Raw genomic sequence first — 21,667 nt, forward strand, 5'->3', positions numbered from 1 at the left:
ATCCTTACAAAAACTTTTTACAAAACGCTTTCTTACCATTTTAGCGACGAAGAAGTTTTTGAAAACAGAGCAGAAATTCGCAAAGCCTTTAAAAGCTATTTTTTACTGCTGAATCAAAAAATATCACTTTTTTTTCGTGGCTCAGAAACCATTGTGGTCAAAGATTTAAAAAAACAGGTGTTCAAAGAACACTCCCAACAGTTTCATGAAAAAAGCAGGCTTTTGGCTCCTTTGTTCGCCCAACTTGAGCGCTATTGTGTCAAAGAAGGGGTCTACATGATTCCCAAAGAGACCATTATTGCTTACGGTTGCGACTATGAAAACATTGAAGATGAAGGAATCAAAAAAGAGCTTTACCGAGAAACTGCCAAAGAAGCATTTTACCTCGATGCACGAGATTTGGTCTTTTTTATGAATGAGAAGCTAACCATTAAAAAATTTGCAAGCTCACAAAACGTACCAACAGACCGACGCGCCTACGGATTACCGCCCGAGGAGCTTGAAAAACTCAAAACCATGGTGTTTGAACAAAGTATTCTTAATGAAATTCAAAGTGGCATAGAACTGCTGCTGAACAACAAATTAAACTTTGCTGTCATTTCCAACGAATACTTTAGAAAAAATGCCATTCCCTTGGTGCAAAACCTTCTTTACCAAGTTGCCTCCATGTATATGGGCGAAGATAGCCATCTCGCTCTCAAAAATGCTTTTGTTAATTATATTTTTAGAGAGCATTTTTGCGCCATTCATGAGCTTTTTGCTCAAAAAATATTAGAGCTTCACGCGCTACGCGAAAAAAACGCAGAGAATTTTTTGCGATTTTTTGATGGAAATATTGAGGTTATTGAGGGAAGGCAGGTGCAAAAACCTGAAATTATTGATGAAAAAGGTCAAAAATGGAATGCTGTTTCCATTTTACCAATCGCCATTCAAAAAATACGTTGCGACAAAGAAAACGAAGCCCTCCAAGAGCGTGTTGAAAAAGCACAAGACAAACACGAAGAAGCTAGCCAAAAACTCGACATTTTTACCCAAGAGAGTGAAGTGGTGCACCAGAAGAAAGAAGTCCTTGATGAAGCCATTAAACAGGCAATGACACAGGGGAAAATACTGCAAGACAGAAACTATGAACTCAAACGCCTACGCAACCAAGGGCAAGCAAACGAAGAGATGCAAAAAGAAATTGCAGAACTTGCTGTTGAAATTAAACACTATTCAAAGGAAGAGGAGAGCTTGCGCAGTTCGATCCGCGAAACCAACAACGCCCTTGAAGCTTTGCGCATTAAAACTAAAAACCTCAACACGGAAATTCAATCCCTTGAACGCTACATCAACGATCACCACAAAAAACTGGACAACCTTCTTCAAGTGTACGCACCCATTATGGAAAAACACGAACTCATTATCGATGCTATTGCTAAAACACTGATGGCAAAATATTAACTTGCCATCAGTGAGAGTTTTCTCAATCTGTTAAGTCCTGATTAAATGCCTCTTGGTTAAATGTTTTACCGAGGTGTGCGCATGCGAGCTTGACATCGCGCTCCGCGTTTCCAAGGCAACTGGTCGCGCCTGGGCTTGGGGTCATGTTAAATAAAATCCCCGTTCCAGGATTAACAGAAGCCTCTCCTAACATTAACTTGCCTTCTGCTTTATTGAGCACTTGTGGGCGAACGCCCCCAAACCCTTGGGCATATTCGATGTCCTCCAACTGCAGTGAAGGGACAATCTTTCGTGCATCTTTAAGAAAAAGACGCTTATTAAAATAAGGAATTTCAAATAAAAAGTTGCGGAAAATATAATTTCTAATGGTGCTGTCTTTAAGTAAATCGTAAAAAATTGTAATAATTTTCTTATCCAAACGGAGGGTTTTAAAGAAGTCAATGACCGTTTTATTACCATGAAAACGTTCCAACTTGGGAAGCACAAGGGCTGTTGGCCCAAAGCGCGTAAATCCGCCAAGTAAAATATCAGGATCTCCATGCAAGGCCGCAAAAGGAAGTTTTGGGTTTTGCACCATGTATACTTTTCCCGTAAGCATCATCTTGGTGGTCACATAAAAACTTCCCGCCACAGGCAAGCAACTATAGTCATGTCCGTAACCCATTTGGTGTGCCAAATACAAAGAGTGTGCCCCCGCATTAACAATCACAAACCCTGCCGTAAAGCTCTTGCCATCACGCGTGGTAAGGCGATGCGTGGAGCCCTCTTGGGTAATTTCCAACACTTCACTGTTTAAAAAGACATCTGTTGTTTTGCCCTCAATTGTTTTGGCGTTTTCCACAAGACTTTTTGCCATAGCACCAAAATCTACGGTGCTGTATTCGTTTTGAACCCCAACACCCACGATAGGTTCGGGCCGCTCATTTCCGTTGGCATCGTACACTAATTTTGGCTCAATCTCTTTGAGTTTTTCTTTTTCATAAACTTCCAAATAAGGGAAAATTTCCTTGAAGTCTTCGTAGCGTTTTCGCATGTACGCCACTTCAGTATCGCCTACTCCAATGGCCATCTTCTGATGCGCGAACATAAATTTGTTTTCGTAACCGTATTGCAAACAATACTTAACAATCATACGTGCAGTGCGTTTGACTGCGCCTGCTTTTTGTACTGTATAGTTTGTCTCAATATCTCCACAATGTATGGTTTGTGAGTTGCCTTTGCCGCTAGAGTTAAGAGTGGCTAAATCGTCGTATTTTTCCAACAAAGCAATAGACCCAATATCTGTGTACTTGGCAAGTTCATAAAACGCTGCTGCACCCGATATTCCACCACCAACCACGATTACGTCATAATGCGCTTGACTCATAAAGCCTCCTCTTTGGCTAAGTTTTTACAATTACATGTAAGCATTAATTGCAAGACAAGACAATTATATTGTGTTAATTTTAAAATAAGATATTTTTGCGTCACCCCTGAACTTTAACTGTCTGTCTTGCCTCTTTTTGTCACTGTCTCACACGCAAACGCTTTTACCTTTAATCTCATTTTTACTACAATGCCTTAAACATTTTCAAAAGGAGTTTTTATGCAACGATGGCAACGTCTTGTGGCAACAGTTCTAGCACTCACTTTCGCACTCACCCTCAGTGCGAACGACAATCGGGTTTACCGTCTTAAACTGGCAAGTTCTTGGGGCAGCACGGTCCCTGTTTTGGGGGATGCTCCCAGCGAGCTTAAAGAGCTTGTGGAGACCATGTCTAAAGGAAGATTGCAACTGCGCATTGACGATCCTAGCAAGCATAAGGCAGGCTTGGCAGTCATGGACTTGGTAAAATTAGGTCAGTATGATATTGGATATACTGCTTCTTATTATTATAAGGGTAAAGATGCAAAATTAAGTTTCTTTACCACGATGCCCTTTGGTCTTTTGCCCCAAGAGCAACATGCGTGGTTTGAGTTTGGTGGAGGCAAAGAGTTTGCCGAACAAGTCTACGGGAAAGAAGGTTTGATGCACTTTCAAGGAGGCAACACTGGCATGCAAATGGGTGGCTGGTTTAAGCGCGAAATCGCCTCCTTAGATGACCTTAAAGGGCTTAAATTCCGCATTCCTGGCATGGGTGGTGAAGTGATGTCAAAGCTTGGCGTTATGGTCACCTCCACACCTATTGGAGAGCTTTATTTGGCACTTGAGATGGGAACCATCGACGCGGTTGAGTGGATTAGCCCCGCTTTTGATATCAACATGGGCTTTCAAAAAGTAGCCAAATACTACTACACCGGCTGGCAAGAACCTGCCAGTGAAACCCAATACCTTGTGAGCAAAAAAACTTATGCGTCCCTTCCGCAAGATTTACAAGTTATCCTAGAAACAGCCATCAACCAAGTGGCCAGTCGTGTTATGACCAAAGCGATGCACCTTAACGTTACCGCTTGGGAAAAAATTAAATCCGAGCACCCCGATGTAAAAGTGGCGAGTTTTCCTGATGATGTGTTGCGTGCACTGGATGCGGCAAACATGGAAATCCTCAACGCAGAAGCGGCTAAAGACCCTTTGTTTAAAGAAATTTTAGAGTCTCAACAAGCCTTTTTAAAACGTGCGCGCCCCTGGACTATGATGGGCGAATACTCCTACATCAACAACACCTCTAAGTAATCTTCTCCTCCCTCGCTTTTTAGCGAGGGATTTCATCCAATTTTTATCTTATTTAACTATACTGCGCTTTCTGAATAACCGTTCATGTTTTTAAAGGGATTTTGACCATGTTTAATAAAAACGACTCCTTGCAACTCAAAGAGTTTGTAGCGCTTGAAGAAAAACAGTATTACCTCTCCACTATCGAAATGGAAGTGCGCCACTCCTGGCAAAAAGATCACGAACGCATCTGTGTCTACGAAACCATGGTTTTTGCTGCGCCCCAAGGCGAGATTGACTATCACAGCAGCCTTTACCACTGCCGTTACCGTACTAAAGAAGAGGCTATCGCAGGACACCAACGTGTCCGCGAAGAGTTGCCTCGCATTATCTTTACATGTAAAAGTTGTAGCAATAAACTAGGAAATTAGCGCAATTGCCTCAATCTCCACCAAGGCGTTTTTAGGCAAGGTCTTCACCGCAACCGTACTGCGCGCTGGTTTATGGTCTCCAAAAAACGTACCATAGAGGGCATTGACCGCCGCAAAATCGTCCATATTGGCAAGAAAAATGGTAGTTTTCACGACCTGCTCTGCCGTTGCGCCACCTGCTTTTAAAACAGCGTCGAGGTTTTCAAGCACTTGCTTGGTTTGTGCTTCGATGCCGCCTTCTACAAAAGTCCCCTCGGGTGTGAGGGCAATTTGGCCTGAGGTAAACAAAAAGTTACCTACTTGGATGGCTTGCGAGTAAGGTCCGATAGCCGAGGGGGCATGGGGGGTTGAAATGGGTTTCATACAGTCTCCTTAAGGGTTTGAATTACGTGCAAGAAGACCTCTTTTAAGGCTTCTACGTCGCGCAATGGGGTGCATTCGTTGGGGGCGTGAATAGTGTCATTAACCACACCAAACTCAATGGTCTCAATGCCAAATTGGGCCAAAAAACGCGCATCGCTTGTGCCCCCTGCAGTGGAGTATTTAGGCTTACTCCCGCACACCGTTTCGATAGCCCTATCAAGGGTTTGGACAATGGGGGCTTTGGCATTGGCCACAAAAGGATGGGCACTTTGGGACAAGCGTAGCGTAAAGTCCACCCCCTCCATTACTGAAGCGATGTAAGCCTCAATCTCTTCTTTGGAAGTTTTCGTGGAATTACGCACGTTGAACATGAGTTTCAAATGACCAGGGCTGACGTTAGTCACTTCCATTCCGCTACGCAAATCCGTCAACACCAACTGGCTTGGGGCAAAGTGGGCATCTCCTTGGTCAAAGTAATGGCCTGCGAGTTTTTCAAGGCGCGGGGCCATGAGGTGCAAGGGATTGGTGGCTTTTTCAGGATACGCCGCGTGCCCTTGGACGCCAAAAACTTCCAAAACCCCGTTAATGGACCCCCGCCGCCCAATCTTAATGGCATCCCCAAAGCGGGTTTCACACGTGGGTTCTGCCACAATCGCCATGTCAGGCAACATGTCAGCCTCTTTCAAGTAACGCAAGATTTCAATGGTCCCGTGGGTTGCATCGCCCTCTTCGTCGCTGGTGAGCATCACCGAAAGGGTGCCTTCAAAATGGTCTATGTCTTGCAAGGCTCGCACAAAGGCACACACGCCACTTTTCATGTCTTGTGCCCCACGGGCGTAAACAATGCCCTCTTTGACTACGGGCTCAAATGGGTTAGTGTGCCACCCTTGGCCCTCAGGCACCACGTCCACATGCCCTGCAAAACACAGGTGTGGGCCTTGACCAAAACGGCGGTATAAAAACAGGTTGGTCGTATCGGCTACATCAATGCGAAGGGGGGTGAAATCTGGCAATTGCGCGGCAAGAAAATCCAACGTGCCTGCGTCGTTGGGAGTTACCGAGGGAAAACGCAAGAGCGTTAAAAACAGGTCGGTTGTTTTTGCTAAAGAATTTTCATTACATGTAAACATTTACCGCGTTCCTTGAGTGGCTAAAAAATTTTTACAATAGGCTTCAATCTTAGGTGCTGCCAGGGTGGCTGGTTCGTGAAAACAGTGCGCGAAATAACTATCAAGCTCGGGGTCAGGGTCAAGGTTATTTAAAATCGAATCCTCGACCTGCGTTGCCATCCACGCGACGTTAATCACCTGCCCCGAAGTGCCAATGCACACGAGCAATTTGGCATCTTCCAACGCAGTGTAGAGGGTTTCATACTGCGGTGCCGCCTCCCCAAACATCACGACATTATGCCGCACAGACGGGCTTTGGCAGGCAGGACACCGCACGCCTTCTTGAGAAGCATACCCAATCTCAAAGACTTCGCCACAGCTTTTACACCGCAGATGCGTAAGCGTACCGTGCAAATGCACTACCTCTTCGCAACCTGCTTTTTCCAGTAAATTGTCCACATTTTGCGTCAAAATCGCCACGTCGCTAGGGTAAGCGCGCTTGAGTCTTGCGAGCATTTCATGGGCGGCGTTTGGGTGTTTGTCTCTCAAATCTTTGCGTCTGGCGTCGTAAAAGGCGTGGACTTTTTGAGGATTGGCCGCGTATCCTTCCACGGAACACACCTCCATGACGTCGTATTCTTCCCACAAACCTCCCGCGTCTCGAAAGGTGCGAATGCCACTTTGGGCACTTAATCCTGCGCCACTAATGCATACAATTTGAGCCATCTTGCCTCCTAGAGGGTTACTACCGTTGCACCAAACCCGCCAAGGGTAGGTGGCGCGTCAGTAAAACTTTTGACACTGGGATGGGCTTTTAAAAAGGTTTTGACCGCGTAGGCGAGCTTTCCTGTGCCAATCCCGTGGTAAATAAGCACCTCATCAAAGCCGTGAATCAGCGCGTCAGAGAGAAACTGGTCGAGCTTTTCCACCGCTTCTTCGCCACGCATCCCGTGTAAGTCCAATTTAATCCCTCCTCGTGTGGTACGTTGAACATCGATTTTGGTTTTAGAGGCTTGCTTGGGCGCGGGATTTCCGCTGCGTTTAATGGCGTGCAAGGGTACATGTAAGGTAATGCCTTCGCATTCGATAATCGCTTTTTCTTTATTGAGCGCTTTGAGCACCCCTTTAGAGCGTCCGTACTTGATGGCATCGCCTACATGTAAAGGTTCTTTGGATTGCAAAGGCGCGGGTGTTGGGACGCGTTTTTTGGCCGCGTGAGCGTGGTTGAGTGCACGGTGGGCCTCTTTGGATTCGGTGGCGCGCACCGCTTCTTTGGCCGCGTCAATGGCCTTTTGGTATTCGCGCTCTAGCCCCGCTTCTTTGGCTTGATAGGAAAGCTCTAGGGCTTCTTCTTTTTCAATCAACCGTTCACTTAAGCGCTTGGCACGGTGTTCTTCTTCTTCCATGGTGCGCAATTTTCGCTTCATAGAAAGCTCTAAATCAATGTTTTTTTGAATGAGGTCGTTGAGGTTTTCTTTATCTTCCCCATAAAGCACCTTGGCCTTGCCAATGAGTGAGGCAGGAATACCATACCGAAGTGCCGTTTCAAAGGCGTAGCTTTTTCCGATAGTACCGTGCAAAAAATCATAAGTGGGGCGTTGGTTTTTTTCATCATACAATGCCGCTAATAATTCTACCCGTTCATCCGTCGCCAAAAGGGAGGCAAGGCGTTTGTGGTGCGTGGTGATGACAAGCTTCGCTCCTTGGGCCATGAGTTGGTCGATGAGCACTTTAAATAAACTCGCCGCTTCGTCCGCGTCGGTTCCAAGTTCAATCTCATCCACGCCCACTAAAGTCGTCCCTTTTTTTCCAAACAAGCTACTAAAATGCACCATACGCCCTGCAAAGGTGGAGATGTCGTTTTTCACATTTTGCGGGTCTTCGATGATGGCTTCGATGTGTTTAAAAGACCCGATGCTTGATTGTGCCGCACTTAAAGGCAAGGGCAAAAGGTATTTGGCCATCAATACCGCACTGAGGATGGATTTTAACAGCATGGTTTTTCCACCCGCGTTCACGCCCGTGACCATCAACACACTGCCTTGAAAGTTTACATGTAAAGGTTTGGGGTCGTGCATGGCAGGGTGCTTGAAGCCTGAGAGTTTAATGGCTTCGCCTTTTGCAGGAAGTAAAAACTCCAAGTTGCGCGACTTGGCAAAACTAATGCGTGCATGGTAGGCGTCAAACCGGTCAAATGCCCCGTTGACGAACTTTAAAAAGGGCTGTTTTTTGGTAAATTCGGCACTGATTTTTTTGCAGTACTCCAACACCACGCTCTCATAATCATCCAAAAGTTTGCTTTCGCGCTTTTTGAGCCCCTCGATGGATTCGGGCACCACATAAAAAAACCCGCTCGCACTACGCCCAATGACGGCACCTTTAAGCACATGGTTAAACCCGCCTCGCACCAACAAGGCTTCTTGAGAATGCAATAAATGCACTTGGTGGTCTACCAGATAAGCCTCAAGACGTTTGGTGGAAAGGAGTTGGCGAAACTGGCTTTGGAGTTGGTTTTTGACCTCGCCCATAGCTTGTTTTATCTGCGTAAAACGTGGGTCGATGTTCTCGTTTAGCTCACCAGAATCCTTAAACCACTCACTAATCTCCTCAACACTAGGAGGTACGATGATAGAAGCAATCCACTCCCCAAGGCGCCCTTCAAAAGGTTGACGCCCCAAAAGGCGAAAGTAGCGAATGATTTTTACAAATTCGGCAATCTCCCCAAGGCGCAAAATCCCTTGCTTGGTCAAATGCACCAACGGTGTGTCGAGGTTTGCAACCGTAGGAGGTGCGGGATAGAGGTAGGTTTGAAGCTGGGAAATCATTTCAAAATGAAGCTTAGAATCCCCTTCTAAAAAAATCGGTTTTTCACGGGCTAAAAAGGCGTGATATTCCCCAAGGTAGCCCTCAAGGTCAAGCCGGCTAAAGAGGTCACTCACTCGCTTGCCACCTCACAATCACGCAAGGGAATGATAACCCCGCGAATCTCACGCGCGCTCCCTTTGGCGACAAAAGATGCCGTACCATTTTCATAACCAAAACGCGTAGCATCCACCAAAACCCCTTTACATGTAAGGGTACCGCCTTGGGAAAAGTGGTTGATTTTTTCGCGATCATGCAGTTGCTGTTTGGAAGAGATAGCGTTATAAACCATGCCCAAAATCACTAAGCTCGCAACAACACCCACAATACCCCACTTTGCTTTTGGCGCAATGGTCTCTTTGTCAATCATCATTAGTGCTACAACCACCAAGAGTAACACTAAAAAAGCAATTATTTGCATGGACATTTTCCTCGTAGTTGGTAGGTAATATCCCCTGCCCCAAAGCCAATCACCAAGCCCTGAGAAAGCAAGGTGTGGTGTGCATCCTCTAACACAAGCGTCTCTTCTTGACGCACAACGCACGACGCAAAACGGGGAGTATAGCGGGCAAACTCTTTTTCAAAATCAATAAACCGTTCCGCCTCACCCGCCGACCACACGGGCAAAATCACCAAATCATCCACCCCTTCAAAACACGCCTTAAAGGCTTCAAGGTTGTCCACCGTGCGCGAGTACTTGTGGGGTTGCCAAATGGCTGTCACCCGCGCGAGCCCCATGGCTTTAGCGTAGGTTTTGGCTGAAGCCAGGGTGGCTTTGATTTCTGTCGGATGGTGGGCGTAATCATCGATGAGGGCAAATTCCTCATCCACGCGTAAAATATCAAAGCGTTTTTTGATGCCTCGAAAGTTTTTAAGCTTTTCGCGTACGGTTTCGATGTCGTACTCTGTCAAACTCGCCAAAATCGCCAAAGACGCATCCAGAGCGATATGCTCCCCAATGCCCCACACTTCAAAGGTCCCCAAGTCTTTGAGGTTAAACCGCGTAAAAGGTTCGTTGTGGCGAATCACCGTCGTGAGCTCTTTGATGTCTTTGCTGGGGTAAAGGCGAATAGCTTCTAAGCCCTCTAGCGTCCCAAGGTAAGGGTCTTCCGCATTAATAACCCGCACCGAAGCACTTTCTAAAAAGCGGCGATACGCCCCGTAAAAGCGCTCATAGTCGTAGTTATAGTATTCCATATGCTCAGGTTCGGCGTTGGTGACAACAGCCACGTACGGGTTAGAGTTTAAAAAGCTCTCATCACTTTCATCGGCTTCAAAGATGACGTTTTTGCCCTCTTTGTAAACCATGTTGGTACCAAATTGCTTTGATTCGGCCCCAATAATCACACTGCCCTCTACCATGGACGCTAGCATTGCGCTGGTGGTGCTTTTCCCGTGGGCGCCTGCTACAGAAAAGACCCGACGCTCTTTGAGGATAAACAACAACGCTTCTTTTCGAGACACAACCAATTTACCCTGACGTCGCGCCTCGACCATTTCTACATTATCAGGCTTAATCACCGCCGAATACACCACATAATCTTGGTCGCCAATGCTTTCTTTACAATGAGGCACGCACACCGTAATGCCCTCTTTTTGCAAAGCGTCAGTGATAGTTGTTTGCTTAATGTCTGAGCCCGTAATATGGTGCCCTTGTTGTTTTAAAAACCGCGCCAATGCTGAAAGTCCGATGCCACCGATACCAATAAAATGTATTTTTTTCACGCCCACCCTTTTAAAAAATCTCGTATTCTCTCCAGCGCTTCTCGCACCCGATCTGGGGTTTCAACCAACGCTATGCGTACGTAAGCATGTCCCATTCCACCGCGTCCAAGGTAGCTTCCGGGCAACACTTTGACCCTTTGAGCTTCGTAGAGCGCTTTAGCAAAGGCTTCGCCATCCCTTACATATAACCACAGGTAAAAGGTGGCTTCCGAGGGCGTGATGCCTAAAATCTCACGAGCCAGTGCCATGTTTTGCGCGTAAACCCTGCGCGCCTCTTCCACGTGGGCTTCGTCCCTCCATGCCGCAATGGCCGCCATTTGCAAGGGCAAAGGCGAAGCACATCCCACGTAGGTGCGGTACTTCGCGTATCCCTCTAACAACTTCTTATCTCCCGCAATAAAGCCCGAACGAAGCCCGGGGGCACAACTGCGCTTAGAGATGGAGTTGACCACCAAGGTGTTGCGGTACGTGGTATTGCCAATGGCTTTGGCCGCTTCGAGGAGTGAAGGGGGTGGTGTGCTGGTGTAGATTTCGCTGTAGCACTCGTCATTTAGCACCACTACATCTTGTTCTACCGCCAAGCGGGCCCAAGGTTTTAAAGCTTCAAGGTCCATCACACGGGCTGTTGGATTGGAGGGTGAGTTGAGGATAATCAAATCGCAATCCTTTAACACAGCAGGGTCGCACACGGGCAAAAAACCGTTTTCTTCTCGTAGTTCTAAATGCACAACCCGTGCACGCGCGGCGATGGCGGCGCCTTCGTAAATCTGATAAAACGGGTTCACAAATCCCATCACAGGATGAGGCACATCGAACAACGCGTATTGGGGAAAATTAAACAGCACTTCACGGGTGCCAAAGGTGGGCAAAAGCATCCCCTCTTCAAGGGGCACACCAAAGCGGCGTTGCATGAATTCCCGCTGGGCTTGTCTTAGGCCCTCTTCTCCTGCTGTTTTGGGGTATTTATTGAGCAAAGAGGCCTCTTTAGCAAGAGTCTCTTGGATAAACAGTGGCGTTGAAAATTGAGGTTCGCCTATGGTTAATGCAATGGGCGAAAGGGTACAAGGGGAGGTACACTCAGCTAAAAGCAACTCAAGTTTTTCAAAAGGATAAGGTTCAAAGTGCATGACGCTCCTTTTAAACAGGCATGGAAAAGGTTTGGTGAATCAATTCCCCTGCTGCGTCAAAATAGAGGTAATACAACACGTCTTTTTTCACACTCAACCCCGCCAAATAGCGCAATGCCAAATTAGCCTGCAAAGAAGCAATGTGCATAACAATAGGTGCAGCAATCCCTTCGGGTGTTTTGTTTAGCACCTTAAAAGCATCAAAACTGCTTTTTTCAAAAAAACAAACTTGGCCATTAAACGCTTCTACGGAGCCGTAAATCCACGGGGTACTGACGCGCTTAGCGTACGCATTAATGGCCGCGCGCGTAGGAAGGTTGTCTGTCGCATCCAAAATCAAATCTACTTCTATCCCTTTACATGTAAAGGTATCAAAGTCCATCAAATGGGGCACTACTTTCACGCCACCATAGCGTGCTTCTAAAAGTGAACCTAGCACCTTGGCTTTAGGCTTGTTTTCATCTTCCAACTTAAACGCGATTTGGCGGTGAATGTTGTGCAAACTTACTGTGTCAAAATCGACCAAATGAATCTCGCCAATACCGCTACTTCCTAATCCTATACCCAGTGAACTGCCCAAGCCTCCGCTTCCGATAATCGCAATGCGCTTGGTCGTCAAAGAGGCCTGCACCTCTTCCCCCCAAAGTTGCACTTGCCGCGTAAAATAGTTCATACAATTACTCCTTTTTTTGCCCATTGCGTGCGCCATCCCCAGACACGCCGCGCTTCAGTAAGCAAAGCTTTATCGATTGTCGCCACCAATAGTTCTTCTTTATCGGCAAGTGAAACCTCAATTTCACCGTGCGGATTCACCAAAAAACTGTCTCCATAAAAATGCCAACTGCTCTCTTTTTCTTTATAGCTTCCAATGCGATTGGTGCGCAAAATGTAGACATTGTGCGTTAGTGCACGCATTCGCAATAATTCCCGCCAACGTGACCCGCTATCAAAAGCCGACACACTCGGCATCAGCACCGCATCTACCCGCTTTTTATCCACCTCAGCCCACACGGCGTCAAAGTACGCTTCAAACCCATTGACAATCCCATAGCGCACGCCTTCGTGTACAAATACGGGAAGATCATAGCCCGCCTCAGGCTCTAAAAAAAACTTTTCTTCGTTCCAATGCTTGAAATGGATGAGCCAATGCTGTGGATAGTAATGGGTAGACCGTGGGGAAAATTTGGCCGTCACCTTAACAAACCCCTCTTTTTTGACTAACACCAAGGGCGCGATTACAGTTAATTCGTACTTGGCAGACAAGGCTTTGAGGGATTTTATTTTGTAATTACTTTGCTCTTTTGCCATACTTTGAGGCATCGTGGAGAGTTCTTTAAAAAAACTGTTTAGCACATACTCACCCAACACCACAATGCCAATGCCTTTTTTGGCACAAATACGAAAATAATAATCCAATTTCGCGTCACTCATTGGGAGAGTGGGGAGTTGCAACCCAGCTACTAAACTCACGCGATCTCTCCCTTGGCGTGCTCAAACGCCAACTTGGCATTTTCTAACATCTTGGAAGCTTCCTGCAAGGCTTTCATCCCTTTTTTATAGGCCTCCACACTCTCTTCTAGCGTCATTTCAGGCGCGTTGAGTTTTTCTAAAATCTGCTTTGCTTCTTGCAATTTTGTTTCAAAATTTTCAGCCATGTTATGCCTTTGCTTCCAACGCACGCTTGATGTGCATATCGATTTTATCAAGTTCTACTAAAAAAGCGTCGTGTCCGTATTTGCTGTCTATCTCAATATATTCTGCCAAATGCGCACGCCCCAAATCGTCCATGGTTTTTTTAATGGTTGCCATCTCTTCAGGTAAAAACAACAAATCTCCCCGAAAACCAATCAACGTCAATTTGGCGCGCACATGACTGAGTGAATCGTGCAACGATTCAAAGTTGCGCGTCGCATCAAAAATATTCATCGCTTTAATGATGTACAAGTAACTTAAAGGGTCAAAGCGCTTAGAAAAGTTGTGGCCGTTGTACTCCAAATACCGCTCCACTTGAAAGCGACCAAAAAGCTCATACAAACCATCTGTGTCTACGTAATTGCGGCCAAATTTTTTCGCCATCGAATCAGGGCTTAAAAAACTAATATGACCCGCCATGCGCCCAAGAGCAAGACTCACCAGTCCATCTTCTTGAATCTCTTTGGGGTCGTATTGCCCCTCTTTAAATCTAGGGTCATTCAGTACGGCTTCCATAGCAATTTTATTAAAGGCAATCGCCCAAGGTTGCGTAGCGTAGGTTGAGGCCAAAGAAATAATGCGTCCAGAAAAATTAGGGTGCTCAATCGCAAAACAAAGCGCTTGCATCCCTCCCAAAGAGCCCCCAATGACAGCATGGGCCTTATGAATCCCAAGCCTGTCAAATAAAAACCGTTGGGCGCGCACCATATCTGTAATAGTCACCACGGGAAATTTCAAACGGTAGGGCTCGCTGCTTGGAAAACGTGGGGACATGGGGCCAGTAGAACCAAAACAGCTCCCAAGTGTATTCACACAAATAACACAATACCGCGTTGTATCTATGGCTTTACCATCTCCGATGATGCCATCCCACCAACCGGGCTTGGTTTCGTTTTCATAGCGTCCTGCAGCATGGTGGGAGCCTGTGAGGGCATGACATACCACAACTGCATTAGACTTGTCCGCATTGAGCTCCCCGTAAGTTTCGTAAGTCAAATCAAAAGGTTCTAAAATCCGCCCACTTTCTAGGTAAAGCGGATTGGTAAAATGCTCTGTTTTGGTACGTATTTTCACAACCCGTTCGCCTTGTTTGTGCTACTAATTGACACGGTAATTTGGCGCTTCATGGGTAATAATCACATCGTGCACGTGACTCTCTTTAAGCCCCGCGCTCGTAATCTCCACAAACTCTGCTTTGTCATGAAAAATTTCCAAGCTTGCCGCGCCCACATACCCCATGGATGAGCGCAGTCCGCCCACCATCTGATGCACCACACTTTTGACACTACCCACATAAGGAACGCGCCCTTCAATGCCTTCAGGCACCAACTTATCCGTCGCTGTTCCTTCTTGAAAATAGCGGTCTGTGCTTCCTTTAGACATCGCACCAATGCTTCCCATACCGCGGTAGGTTTTGTACTGGCGTCCTTGATAAACAATCAACTCTCCTGGGCTCTCATCGGTTCCGGCTAACAAACTTCCAATCATGACGCTGCTTGCGCCCACAGCCAATGCTTTTGCCACGTCGCCAGAATATTTGATGCCCCCATCGGCAATCACAGGAATCCCATGTTTTCGCCCCACGCTCGCACACTCTTCGATGGCAGAAATCTGAGGCACACCCACACCTGCTACGATGCGCGTGGTACAAATACTACCTGGCCCGATGCCGACCTTGATTCCATCCACTCCTGCCTCAATCAACGCCAGTGCCGCTTCGGCCGTAGCAATGTTCCCTGCAATCACATCTACCCCGTCGATCTCATCTTTGATGCGTTTAACGGTGTCGATAATCCCCTTGGAGTGCCCATGGGCCGAATCAAGCACCAAGACATCCACTCCCGCCTTCGCTAGGGCATGGGCACGGTCATATTGGTGCACCCCAATAGCTGCACCCGCGCGCAAGCGACCAAAGCTATCTTTGTTGGCCGCAGGGTACTCTTGGCGCTTCTTCAAATCTTTAATAGTAATCAACCCCTCAAGCCGTCCTTTTTCATCCACGATAGGCAATTTTTCCACCTTGTTGGTGTGAAAAATACGCTCAGCTTGGTCAAGATCACACCCCAAAGGTGCTGTAATAAGCGGGGCTTTGGTCATGGCTTCTTCCACCAAACGGGTAAAATCGTTCTCAAAGCGCAAATCACGGTTAGTCAAAATTCCCAAAAGATAGCGGTCTTTATCTACAACTGGAACTCCAGAAATGCGGTATTCAGACATAATGTCTAGGGCGTCTTGAATGGTTGCTTTTGGCCCTATAGAAACAGGGTCTATGATAATCCCGCTTTCACTTTTTTTCACACGGCGCACTTCGCGCACTTGCGATTCAATGTCCATGTTTTTATGAATAATACCAATCCCGCCAAGGCGTGCCATCATGATGGCCGCGCGGTGTTCTGTTACTGTATCCATTGCCGCAGAGACAATGGGAAGATTAAGGGGAATGTTACGTGAGAGCATGGTTTGGATATTAACTTCTTTAGGAAGAACTTCAGAGTACCGAGGAACAAGTAAAACATCTTCAAAGGTAAGTGCTCGTTTGCGAATTTTCATCATGGTTTTTCTCCTTTAGCGTGTAAGCGCGCGTTCAAGTGAAAGCGCACCGTCAAATAGGGTTTGTTCTGCGTATGCTTTTGCGACCAATTGCCCACCAATAGGCAATCCCTCTTGGCTCATCCCCAAAGGAAGCGCCAAGGCAGGAAGTCCAGCGAGGTTAATCGAAATGGTATAAATGTCACTTAAATACATTTCCAAAGGATCGCTAATGCTACCAAATTCAAAAGCGGGTGTAGGGGTTACTGGCATAAAAATTAAATCGGCTTCTTCAAAAATAGCCTCGTAATTCTCTTTAATCAAGTGGCGTGCTTTTTGTGCTTTGATGTAGTAAGCATCATAGTAGCCACTACTAAGCACAAAAGTTCCCAACAAAATGCGACGTTTTACCTCGTCCCCAAAACCTTCACTGCGGGTTTTTAAGTACATTTCTTTTAAACTCGCGGCTTCTGCGCGGTTACCATAGCGCACGCCATCGTAGCGACTAAGGTTAGCGCTAGCTTCGGCGGTGGCAATGACATAGTAGGTTGCCACATCATACTTAGTATTCATAAGGTTTTTGTAAACAATCGTATGCCCCTGAGATTCAAGAGCTTTGATGCCTTCTTGCATTTTTTCTTGAATAGAAGGCGCTGCCCCTTCGAGGAAATTTTCAATGACGGCAATGGTGAGTTTGCGATCAGGGTTAAGTGCGGCACTCACGGCTTCATGCGCCATGCGTGCACTTGTGGAATCTCTCTCTTCGTGTCCTGCTAGGATGTCATACAAAATAGCTGCATCTTCGACGTTTTGAGTAATGGGTCCGATTTGGTCAAGGGAACTTGAAAAAGCACCCAAGCCATAGCGGCTCACTTTTCCATAGGTGGGTTTCATCCCTACGCATCCACAAAATGCTGCAGGCTGACGGATGCTCCCGCCTGTGTCGCTCCCAAGTGCTGCAATGGCAAGGCCACCAGCAACCGCAGCGGCACTTCCGCCACTACTGCCTCCAGGGACACATGCGTGGTTGTGGGGATTTTTTGTTTTGCCGTAGTAAGAAGTTTCTGTGGAGCTTCCCATAGCAAACTCATCCATGTTTGTACGACCAAAGGGCGCCAACCCATGCTTAAGAAGATTATCTATCACTGTTGCGTTGTAAGGTGCAACATAACCTTGCAAAATTTTAGACGCGCTGGTAACGTTCCAGCCCTTAACTTGAATGTTGTCTTTAATGGCAATGGGGATACCCTCACCAAGGGTATTAAGCGGTTCACCCGTCAATTGCTCCACATAGGCACCCAAGGCAGCATTTTTTGTGATGTTGTCTTTGAGTGTTGCGCGCAAAGCAGCAAGCTCCTCCTTGGGAAGCGCCATAGCTTCTTTTAATGTCATTTCATATCCTTGATTCTCTTTTTATTAACCAACATAATCCCAACACCAATCATCAATACAACCGCGCCAATCGCGCCAAACACCACCCATAAGCTCACAGGCTGTGCAAGGTTAAGCATGGGTTAACACCTGCGCGCATCTAGGGCAAGGAGTGTTTTCATCCTCTGCGGCGTACTTCCAGCACCGTGGGCACTTCGCCTTTTCGGAACGCCACAAGACAAAAGAGGTGCCATTGGCTTCAAATTTACCCAGCATTTCCGTCTCAAGCGCACGAGGAGAAATCCCACTGACCGTAAGCCAATCTTGTGCGTCCTCTTCTCTAAGCACTTCATAAAACAACGGTGCTTTAGTTTCCACTACAAGCTCTAGCGTGGATTTGATACGTTTTTCTTTTTTCAGGCTGTCGACAATTTCAAAAAACTTTTCCCGCACTTCTTGGGCGCCTTCTAGTTTACATGTAAAGGCTTCAATAGGCGCATAAACCAAATCAAATACGCTTTTTGCCTCTTGTTTGATAATGGGCGGAGCGTATTGCAACACTTCGTCCACCGTATAGGTAAGCACAGGTGCAAGAAGTGGCAAAAAAGCCCGCGTCATATGGACTATCGCGCTTTGGGCTGAGCGTCTTAGACGGTCTTCTTTTCCATTACAATACAAGCGATCTTTGGTAACATCAAGGTAAATACCGCTGAGCTCCACCGTCATAAAATGGGTTAACAGCGCGTAGCCTTTGGAAAAATCATACTCCCTAAAAGCTACTTCCATACCGCGCAACACCTCTCCCGCTTCGCCCAAAATCCAGCGGTCAAGCTCACTCATTTGAGAAGGGGCTACAACCTCTTGCACATCATAAACACACGAAAGCATAAAACGCAATGTGTTGCGGATTTTTCGGTATTGCTCGCTGACTTGCTTAATAATAGTGGGGCTGATTTTCAAATCCGTAGCATAATCACTCATGCCTACCCATAAGCGCAAAATCTCAACACCGTTTTGTTTGGCAATATCCTCAGGAGCCACCACGTTGCCCTTGGATTTGCTCATTTTTTCACCCTTTTCATCTACAGTGAAACCATGGGTAAGAATCTTGCCATAAGGTGCTTTTCCACGAGCAGCGGTGCTTACAAGTAAAGAACTTTGAAACCACCCGCGATGCTGGTCGCTACCTTCAAGATACATGGAAGCAGGATATTCTCCCGCATCGTAAGAAGAAGATTCGAGCACAGCTTTCCATGTGCTTCCACTGTCAAACCATACATCCAAGATGTCCATCACTTTTTCAAGATTTTGAGGATCAAGCGTACATGCAGAAGGGAGCAATTGGGCAATGGGCTTATCCCACCACACATCCGCACCTTCCTTCTCAAAAAGCGCTCCAATGTGCTCTAAAATAGTCCCATCAAGCACCACCTCGCCCGTGGTTTTGTCTCTAAAAAATGCAATCGGTACTCCCCAGTCACGCTGACGCGAAATACACCAATCGGGGCGATTTTCAATCATCGTTCCCAAGCGTTTTTTGCCACTTTGGGGATAAAAACGTGTATTTTCCACTTCCCTTGAGGCCAAATTTCGCAAGGTTTCACCTTCGATTTTTGCCTCATCCATAGCAATGAACCACTGGCGGGTGGCGCGGTAAATCACCGGTTTGTGGGTACGCCAGCAAAAAGGATAGGAGTGTTTGAATTTTGAGCAATGCAACAATTTCGCGCCCAAAAGCTCCAAAATTTGCTCATTGGCGCGAAACACATGCTCACCCACAAAATGCGCAGGAAGGAGTTTTTGATGCACAATGCTCTCGTCGTATTTGCCCTCCTCATCCACGGGCATCACCACTTCAAGGCCGTATTTAAGGCCAACCCTATAGTCTTCTTCACCATGCCCTGGAGCAGTATGCACTAGGCCTGAGCCGCCATCCACCATGACATGCTCACCTAAAATCAATCGGGAGGAGCGACCGTTGAGGGGGTTGGTGGCAAACAGGTTTTCGACCTCTTCGCCTTTAAACTCTTTTTGAATTTCACCTTGCGTAATGCCAAGCTCGCTTAGTTGCGCCACCAAGGCTTTTGCTACTACATAGCCCTCGCTCGTCACGACATAAGGCTCAGTAGGGCTTAGGGCGATGGCCACATTAGCAGGCAATGTCCACGGCGTTGTTGTCCAAATCACAAAAGAAAGCGGGCCTTCAATACCCAGTTTTTCGCACACCTCAGGGCTTCCCTCGAAGGCTACAAAAATAGAGTAATCCTCTTTTTGCTCATACTCCACTTCTGCTTCTGCTAAGGCGCTTTTAGCTGCCCACGACCAATACACAGGCTTACTGCGCTCCACAAGCAGTCCTTGCTTAACCACCTCGCACAAGGCGCGGTAAATGTCCGCCTCAAAGGCGTATTTCATGGTAAGGTAAGGATTTTCCCAATCCCCGATAATCCCGAGAGATTGAAACTCTTGGCTTTGAATATCAACAAATTTCTGGGCGTGTTCGCGGCACAATTGGCGGATTTTTGTTTTAGGAAGGGTCTCTTTTTTTTCTTTGCCAAGGGCTTTTTCTACTTGCTGCTCAATGGGCAAACCATGGCAATCCCATCCTGGCACATAACGCACCGATTCACCAAAGAAATAGTGGGTTTTAACAATCACGTCTTTGAGGATTTTATTAAGGGCATGGCCAATATGAATATGTCCGTTTGCATAAGGAGGGCCATCGTGAAGGTTAAAGGCGCGCGTGGCGTTGGCACGATTTTGAATCATTGTCTTGTAAGCCGTATTGTTGCGAAACCATGTGGCGTAGTGAGCGGGTTCTTTATTGGGCAAATCACCTCGCATAGGAAAGTCTGTCTTGGGCAACAGCAGCGTCTCTTTGTAATCCATTTCGTTCTCTCTCCTCGAAAGCATCCTGCAGATAAAATTTGGCTATTTTAGCTTAAAAGTATTTAAGAAGCACTTATCACGCGCCAAAACAACGGCTGTGCTATAATGCTTTGACGAATTCACAAGGAGCGCCCATGGCCCACGCACTGCTAATTGTAGGGGACTCGCTAAAGCTGAACCCTCTCATGCTAGCATACATCGAACGTGCTTATGTTGCTCACTTTTTAGAGCGCGGCAACACGTACTTTGTCTCCAAAAACGACACCAAACTTTTCATGACACTCGAATCCCTTGTTCATCAGTATGACACTCTTAGCATTGGAGCCTCTAGCGAGAGTTTTCACTTGGTGGGAAAGGTGCTCTCTACCCTCACCGAAGATACATTGGTACTCAAAGAAGAGACACTCGCCCCCTCCAAGGCTACGCAAATTTCCAAGGGAAGCTATGTGTTAACAATGGATGAAAAACAAGTGAACGTTTTGGGAATCAGCCAAAACAAAACACTTCCTGCTTTCTTGTCTGACGTGCCTGCACAAAAAACTTCCTTTAGCCTCATTGGGATAGATGAAGACTCTTGTCGCATTCTCCTAGAGCCTCTGGCGCAAACCTTTGAAATTGGTTTACATGTAACGCCTCTTGTGGAGGGTTGGATTAGTATTGCGGCAAAGGCGCAAAAATACGGCCAGATTGAACATTTCCTGAAAAGTGTTGGCGCACTTTTTGGCGACAAAATGTTTCGTGCACAACATCCTGTGGAGCACATCGTCTCCCAGCTTGCTTACCATAAAAAACAGATCACCTGTGCCGAAAGTTGCACAGGCGGGCTTATCGCCTCAATGCTAACAAAAACCCCGGGTGCTTCTGCTTGTCTTTTTGGAAGCCTTGTTACCTACGCCAACACCCTTAAGCGCGCATGGCTAGGCGTAGATGCGCACATCCTCAAAACCAGAGGAGCAGTTAGTGAAGAGTGCGTGCATGCTATGCTCGCTGGCGCGCTTAATGCCTCAAAGGCAGACATTGCACTGGCCACAAGCGGCATCGCAGGACCCGATGGCGGAAGTGAACAAAAACCTGTTGGAACTGTTTTTGTTGGTGTGGGCAACAAAGAGGGAATGCGGACGGTAGAACGCCTGCTTCTTCAAGGCGATAGAGAGTACATCCAACAACAAAGCGCTTACCACGCTTTGAGACTCCTTATCCAAACCCATCCCCATCTCTTTTTGAGATAAAAAAGGGTTGGTTCGCTTTTTTGTTTTTTTTCCTTGACAAAGGAATTTTTTTTGCCTATAATTTCATCCTCTTTTTAAGAGACCTGAAAGACACGTGACTCGTTAGCTCAGCCGGTAGAGCATCTCCCTTTTAAGGAGGTGGCCGTTGGTTCGAATCCAACACGGGTCACCATTTTTTTTGGACCCCTTCGTCTAGTGGCCCAGGACTCTGTCTTTTCAAGGCAGCAACAGAGGTTCAAATCCTCTAGGGGTCGCCAGAACGTTC

General features: G+C 46.8%; 20 protein-coding genes and 2 tRNA genes. 6 read left to right on the forward strand and 16 right to left on the reverse strand.

The genetic code is table 11. The features are described 5' to 3' along the window. The coding region (locus JWV37_RS10930) for a hypothetical protein (RefSeq protein ID WP_205459849.1) at window positions 1-1,443 on the forward strand (1,443 nt) is incomplete at its 5' end. Window positions 1,444-1,465: 22 nt separating this feature from the next. Here the strand turns inward: JWV37_RS10930 and JWV37_RS10935 are convergent. Beyond that, a complete protein-coding gene (locus JWV37_RS10935; protein WP_205459850.1) occupies window positions 1,466-2,809 on the reverse strand; it encodes an FAD-dependent oxidoreductase in 1,344 nt (447 codons plus the stop codon). Between the two features lie 219 nt (window positions 2,810-3,028). Between JWV37_RS10935 and JWV37_RS10940 the strand changes: the two genes are divergently transcribed. After that, window positions 3,029-4,096 (forward strand): TRAP transporter substrate-binding protein, encoded by a 1,068-nt coding sequence (locus JWV37_RS10940; RefSeq protein ID WP_205459852.1) that lies wholly within the window; start codon window positions 3,029-3,031, stop codon window positions 4,094-4,096. Window positions 4,097-4,203: 107 nt separating this feature from the next. Beyond that, complete coding sequence (locus tag JWV37_RS10945; protein ID WP_205459854.1) at window positions 4,204-4,506, forward strand: hypothetical protein; 303 nt, start codon at window positions 4,204-4,206, stop codon at window positions 4,504-4,506. Here JWV37_RS10945 and JWV37_RS10950 read toward each other — a convergent pair. The 15 genes from JWV37_RS10950 to ileS are packed head-to-tail and all read right to left on the reverse strand — an operon-like array spanning window position 4,495 to window position 20,173. Continuing rightward, window positions 4,495-4,869 carry a RidA family protein gene (locus JWV37_RS10950; RefSeq protein WP_205459855.1) on the reverse strand — a complete coding sequence of 125 codons (375 nt, stop codon included), beginning with the start codon at window positions 4,867-4,869 and terminating at the stop codon, window positions 4,495-4,497. The two genes, JWV37_RS10945 and JWV37_RS10950, sit on opposite strands and share 12 nt — an antisense overlap. Further along, window positions 4,866-5,999, reverse strand: coding sequence for a succinyl-diaminopimelate desuccinylase (gene dapE / locus JWV37_RS10955; RefSeq protein WP_205459857.1), 1,134 nt, complete (start codon window positions 5,997-5,999; stop codon window positions 4,866-4,868). The genes JWV37_RS10950 and dapE overlap by 4 nt, the downstream gene beginning before the upstream one ends. Next, window positions 6,000-6,704, reverse strand: a complete 705-nt coding sequence (locus JWV37_RS10960; RefSeq protein WP_205459858.1) for an SIR2 family NAD-dependent protein deacylase — start codon at window positions 6,702-6,704, stop codon at window positions 6,000-6,002. An 8-nt stretch (window positions 6,705-6,712) separates the two neighbouring features. After that, window positions 6,713-8,917, reverse strand: coding sequence for an endonuclease MutS2 (locus tag JWV37_RS10965; RefSeq protein ID WP_205459860.1), 2,205 nt, complete (start codon window positions 8,915-8,917; stop codon window positions 6,713-6,715). Further along, window positions 8,914-9,261, reverse strand: a complete 348-nt coding sequence (locus tag JWV37_RS10970) for a hypothetical protein (protein WP_205459861.1) — start codon at window positions 9,259-9,261, stop codon at window positions 8,914-8,916. Before JWV37_RS10970 ends, JWV37_RS10965 begins: the two co-directional genes overlap by 4 nt. Continuing rightward, the gene (gene murC / locus JWV37_RS10975; RefSeq protein ID WP_205459863.1) at window positions 9,252-10,565 is read right to left on the reverse strand and encodes a UDP-N-acetylmuramate--L-alanine ligase; all 1,314 of its coding nucleotides are present in this window, start codon (window positions 10,563-10,565) and stop codon (window positions 9,252-9,254) included. The genes JWV37_RS10970 and murC overlap by 10 nt, the downstream gene beginning before the upstream one ends. Beyond that, the gene (locus tag JWV37_RS10980) at window positions 10,562-11,692 is read right to left on the reverse strand and encodes a succinyldiaminopimelate transaminase (RefSeq protein ID WP_205459865.1); all 1,131 of its coding nucleotides are present in this window, start codon (window positions 11,690-11,692) and stop codon (window positions 10,562-10,564) included. Before JWV37_RS10980 ends, murC begins: the two co-directional genes overlap by 4 nt. A 10-nt stretch (window positions 11,693-11,702) precedes the next feature. Continuing rightward, on the reverse strand, window positions 11,703-12,365 hold the full coding sequence (locus JWV37_RS10985) for a HesA/MoeB/ThiF family protein (protein ID WP_205459866.1): 663 nt from the start codon (window positions 12,363-12,365) through the stop codon (window positions 11,703-11,705). Beyond that, window positions 12,362-13,162, reverse strand: a complete 801-nt coding sequence (locus tag JWV37_RS10990; RefSeq protein WP_369407679.1) for a carbon-nitrogen hydrolase family protein — start codon at window positions 13,160-13,162, stop codon at window positions 12,362-12,364. The genes JWV37_RS10985 and JWV37_RS10990 overlap by 4 nt, the downstream gene beginning before the upstream one ends. Then, window positions 13,159-13,347 carry an exodeoxyribonuclease VII small subunit gene (gene xseB, locus JWV37_RS10995; protein WP_205459868.1) on the reverse strand — a complete coding sequence of 63 codons (189 nt, stop codon included), beginning with the start codon at window positions 13,345-13,347 and terminating at the stop codon, window positions 13,159-13,161. Before xseB ends, JWV37_RS10990 begins: the two co-directional genes overlap by 4 nt. A gap of 1 nt (window position 13,348) precedes the next feature. Continuing rightward, entirely contained in the window at window positions 13,349-14,458 is a 1,110-nt protein-coding gene (metX, locus tag JWV37_RS11000) for a homoserine O-acetyltransferase MetX (RefSeq protein WP_205459869.1), read from the reverse strand. Between the two features lie 24 nt (window positions 14,459-14,482). Beyond that, window positions 14,483-15,934 carry an IMP dehydrogenase gene (gene guaB / locus JWV37_RS11005; protein ID WP_205459877.1) on the reverse strand — a complete coding sequence of 484 codons (1,452 nt, stop codon included), beginning with the start codon at window positions 15,932-15,934 and terminating at the stop codon, window positions 14,483-14,485. Between the two features lie 15 nt (window positions 15,935-15,949). After that, window positions 15,950-17,305 (reverse strand): Asp-tRNA(Asn)/Glu-tRNA(Gln) amidotransferase subunit GatA, encoded by a 1,356-nt coding sequence (gene gatA, locus JWV37_RS11010; protein WP_205459871.1) that lies wholly within the window; start codon window positions 17,303-17,305, stop codon window positions 15,950-15,952. After that, window positions 17,302-17,424 (reverse strand): resistance to Congo red protein, encoded by a 123-nt coding sequence (locus JWV37_RS12755; RefSeq protein ID WP_240332183.1) that lies wholly within the window; start codon window positions 17,422-17,424, stop codon window positions 17,302-17,304. The genes gatA and JWV37_RS12755 overlap by 4 nt, the downstream gene beginning before the upstream one ends. Beyond that, entirely contained in the window at window positions 17,417-20,173 is a 2,757-nt protein-coding gene (gene ileS, locus JWV37_RS11015; protein ID WP_205459873.1) for an isoleucine--tRNA ligase, read from the reverse strand. The genes JWV37_RS12755 and ileS overlap by 8 nt, the downstream gene beginning before the upstream one ends. A gap of 134 nt (window positions 20,174-20,307) precedes the next feature. Between ileS and JWV37_RS11020 the strand changes: the two genes are divergently transcribed. The 3 genes from JWV37_RS11020 to JWV37_RS11030 all read left to right on the forward strand — a co-directional run bounded on the left by JWV37_RS11020 (window position 20,308) and on the right by JWV37_RS11030 (window position 21,659). Continuing rightward, complete coding sequence (locus JWV37_RS11020; RefSeq protein WP_205459874.1) at window positions 20,308-21,402, forward strand: CinA family protein; 1,095 nt, start codon at window positions 20,308-20,310, stop codon at window positions 21,400-21,402. A 96-nt stretch (window positions 21,403-21,498) separates the two neighbouring features. Further along, window positions 21,499-21,574: transfer RNA gene (locus JWV37_RS11025), tRNA-Lys, on the forward strand. Window positions 21,575-21,583: 9 nt separating this feature from the next. Further along, window positions 21,584-21,659: transfer RNA gene (locus JWV37_RS11030), tRNA-Glu, on the forward strand. Window positions 21,660-21,667: the final 8 nt, after the last annotated feature.

The sequence above is a fragment of the Sulfurospirillum tamanense genome (assembly GCF_016937535.1).
Taxonomy (GTDB): Bacteria; Campylobacterota; Campylobacteria; order Campylobacterales; family Campylobacteraceae; genus Sulfurospirillum_B; species Sulfurospirillum_B tamanense.

Bases quoted from the DNA above. Each gene is read 5' to 3' on its own strand.
- JWV37_RS10935 (WP_205459850.1), bottom strand. From the start codon at position 2,809: ATGAGTCAAGCGCATTATGACGTAATCGTGGTTGGTGGTGGAATATCG.
- JWV37_RS10940 (WP_205459852.1), top strand. From the start codon at position 3,029: ATGCAACGATGGCAACGTCTTGTGGCAACAGTTCTAGCACTCACTTTC.
- JWV37_RS10945 (WP_205459854.1), top strand. From the start codon at position 4,204: ATGTTTAATAAAAACGACTCCTTGCAACTCAAAGAGTTTGTAGCGCTT.
- JWV37_RS10950 (WP_205459855.1), bottom strand. From the start codon at position 4,869: ATGAAACCCATTTCAACCCCCCATGCCCCCTCGGCTATCGGACCTTAC.
- dapE (WP_205459857.1), bottom strand. From the start codon at position 5,999: ATGTTTACATGTAATGAAAATTCTTTAGCAAAAACAACCGACCTGTTT.
- JWV37_RS10960 (WP_205459858.1), bottom strand. From the start codon at position 6,704: ATGGCTCAAATTGTATGCATTAGTGGCGCAGGATTAAGTGCCCAAAGT.
- JWV37_RS10970 (WP_205459861.1), bottom strand. From the start codon at position 9,261: ATGCAAATAATTGCTTTTTTAGTGTTACTCTTGGTGGTTGTAGCACTA.
- JWV37_RS10980 (WP_205459865.1), bottom strand. From the start codon at position 11,692: ATGCACTTTGAACCTTATCCTTTTGAAAAACTTGAGTTGCTTTTAGCT.
- JWV37_RS10985 (WP_205459866.1), bottom strand. From the start codon at position 12,365: ATGAACTATTTTACGCGGCAAGTGCAACTTTGGGGGGAAGAGGTGCAG.
- xseB (WP_205459868.1), bottom strand. From the start codon at position 13,347: ATGGCTGAAAATTTTGAAACAAAATTGCAAGAAGCAAAGCAGATTTTA.
- guaB (WP_205459877.1), bottom strand. From the start codon at position 15,934: ATGAAAATTCGCAAACGAGCACTTACCTTTGAAGATGTTTTACTTGTT.
- gatA (WP_205459871.1), bottom strand. From the start codon at position 17,305: ATGACATTAAAAGAAGCTATGGCGCTTCCCAAGGAGGAGCTTGCTGCT.
- JWV37_RS12755 (WP_240332183.1), bottom strand. From the start codon at position 17,424: ATGCTTAACCTTGCACAGCCTGTGAGCTTATGGGTGGTGTTTGGCGCG.
- ileS (WP_205459873.1), bottom strand. From the start codon at position 20,173: ATGGATTACAAAGAGACGCTGCTGTTGCCCAAGACAGACTTTCCTATG.
- JWV37_RS11020 (WP_205459874.1), top strand. From the start codon at position 20,308: ATGGCCCACGCACTGCTAATTGTAGGGGACTCGCTAAAGCTGAACCCT.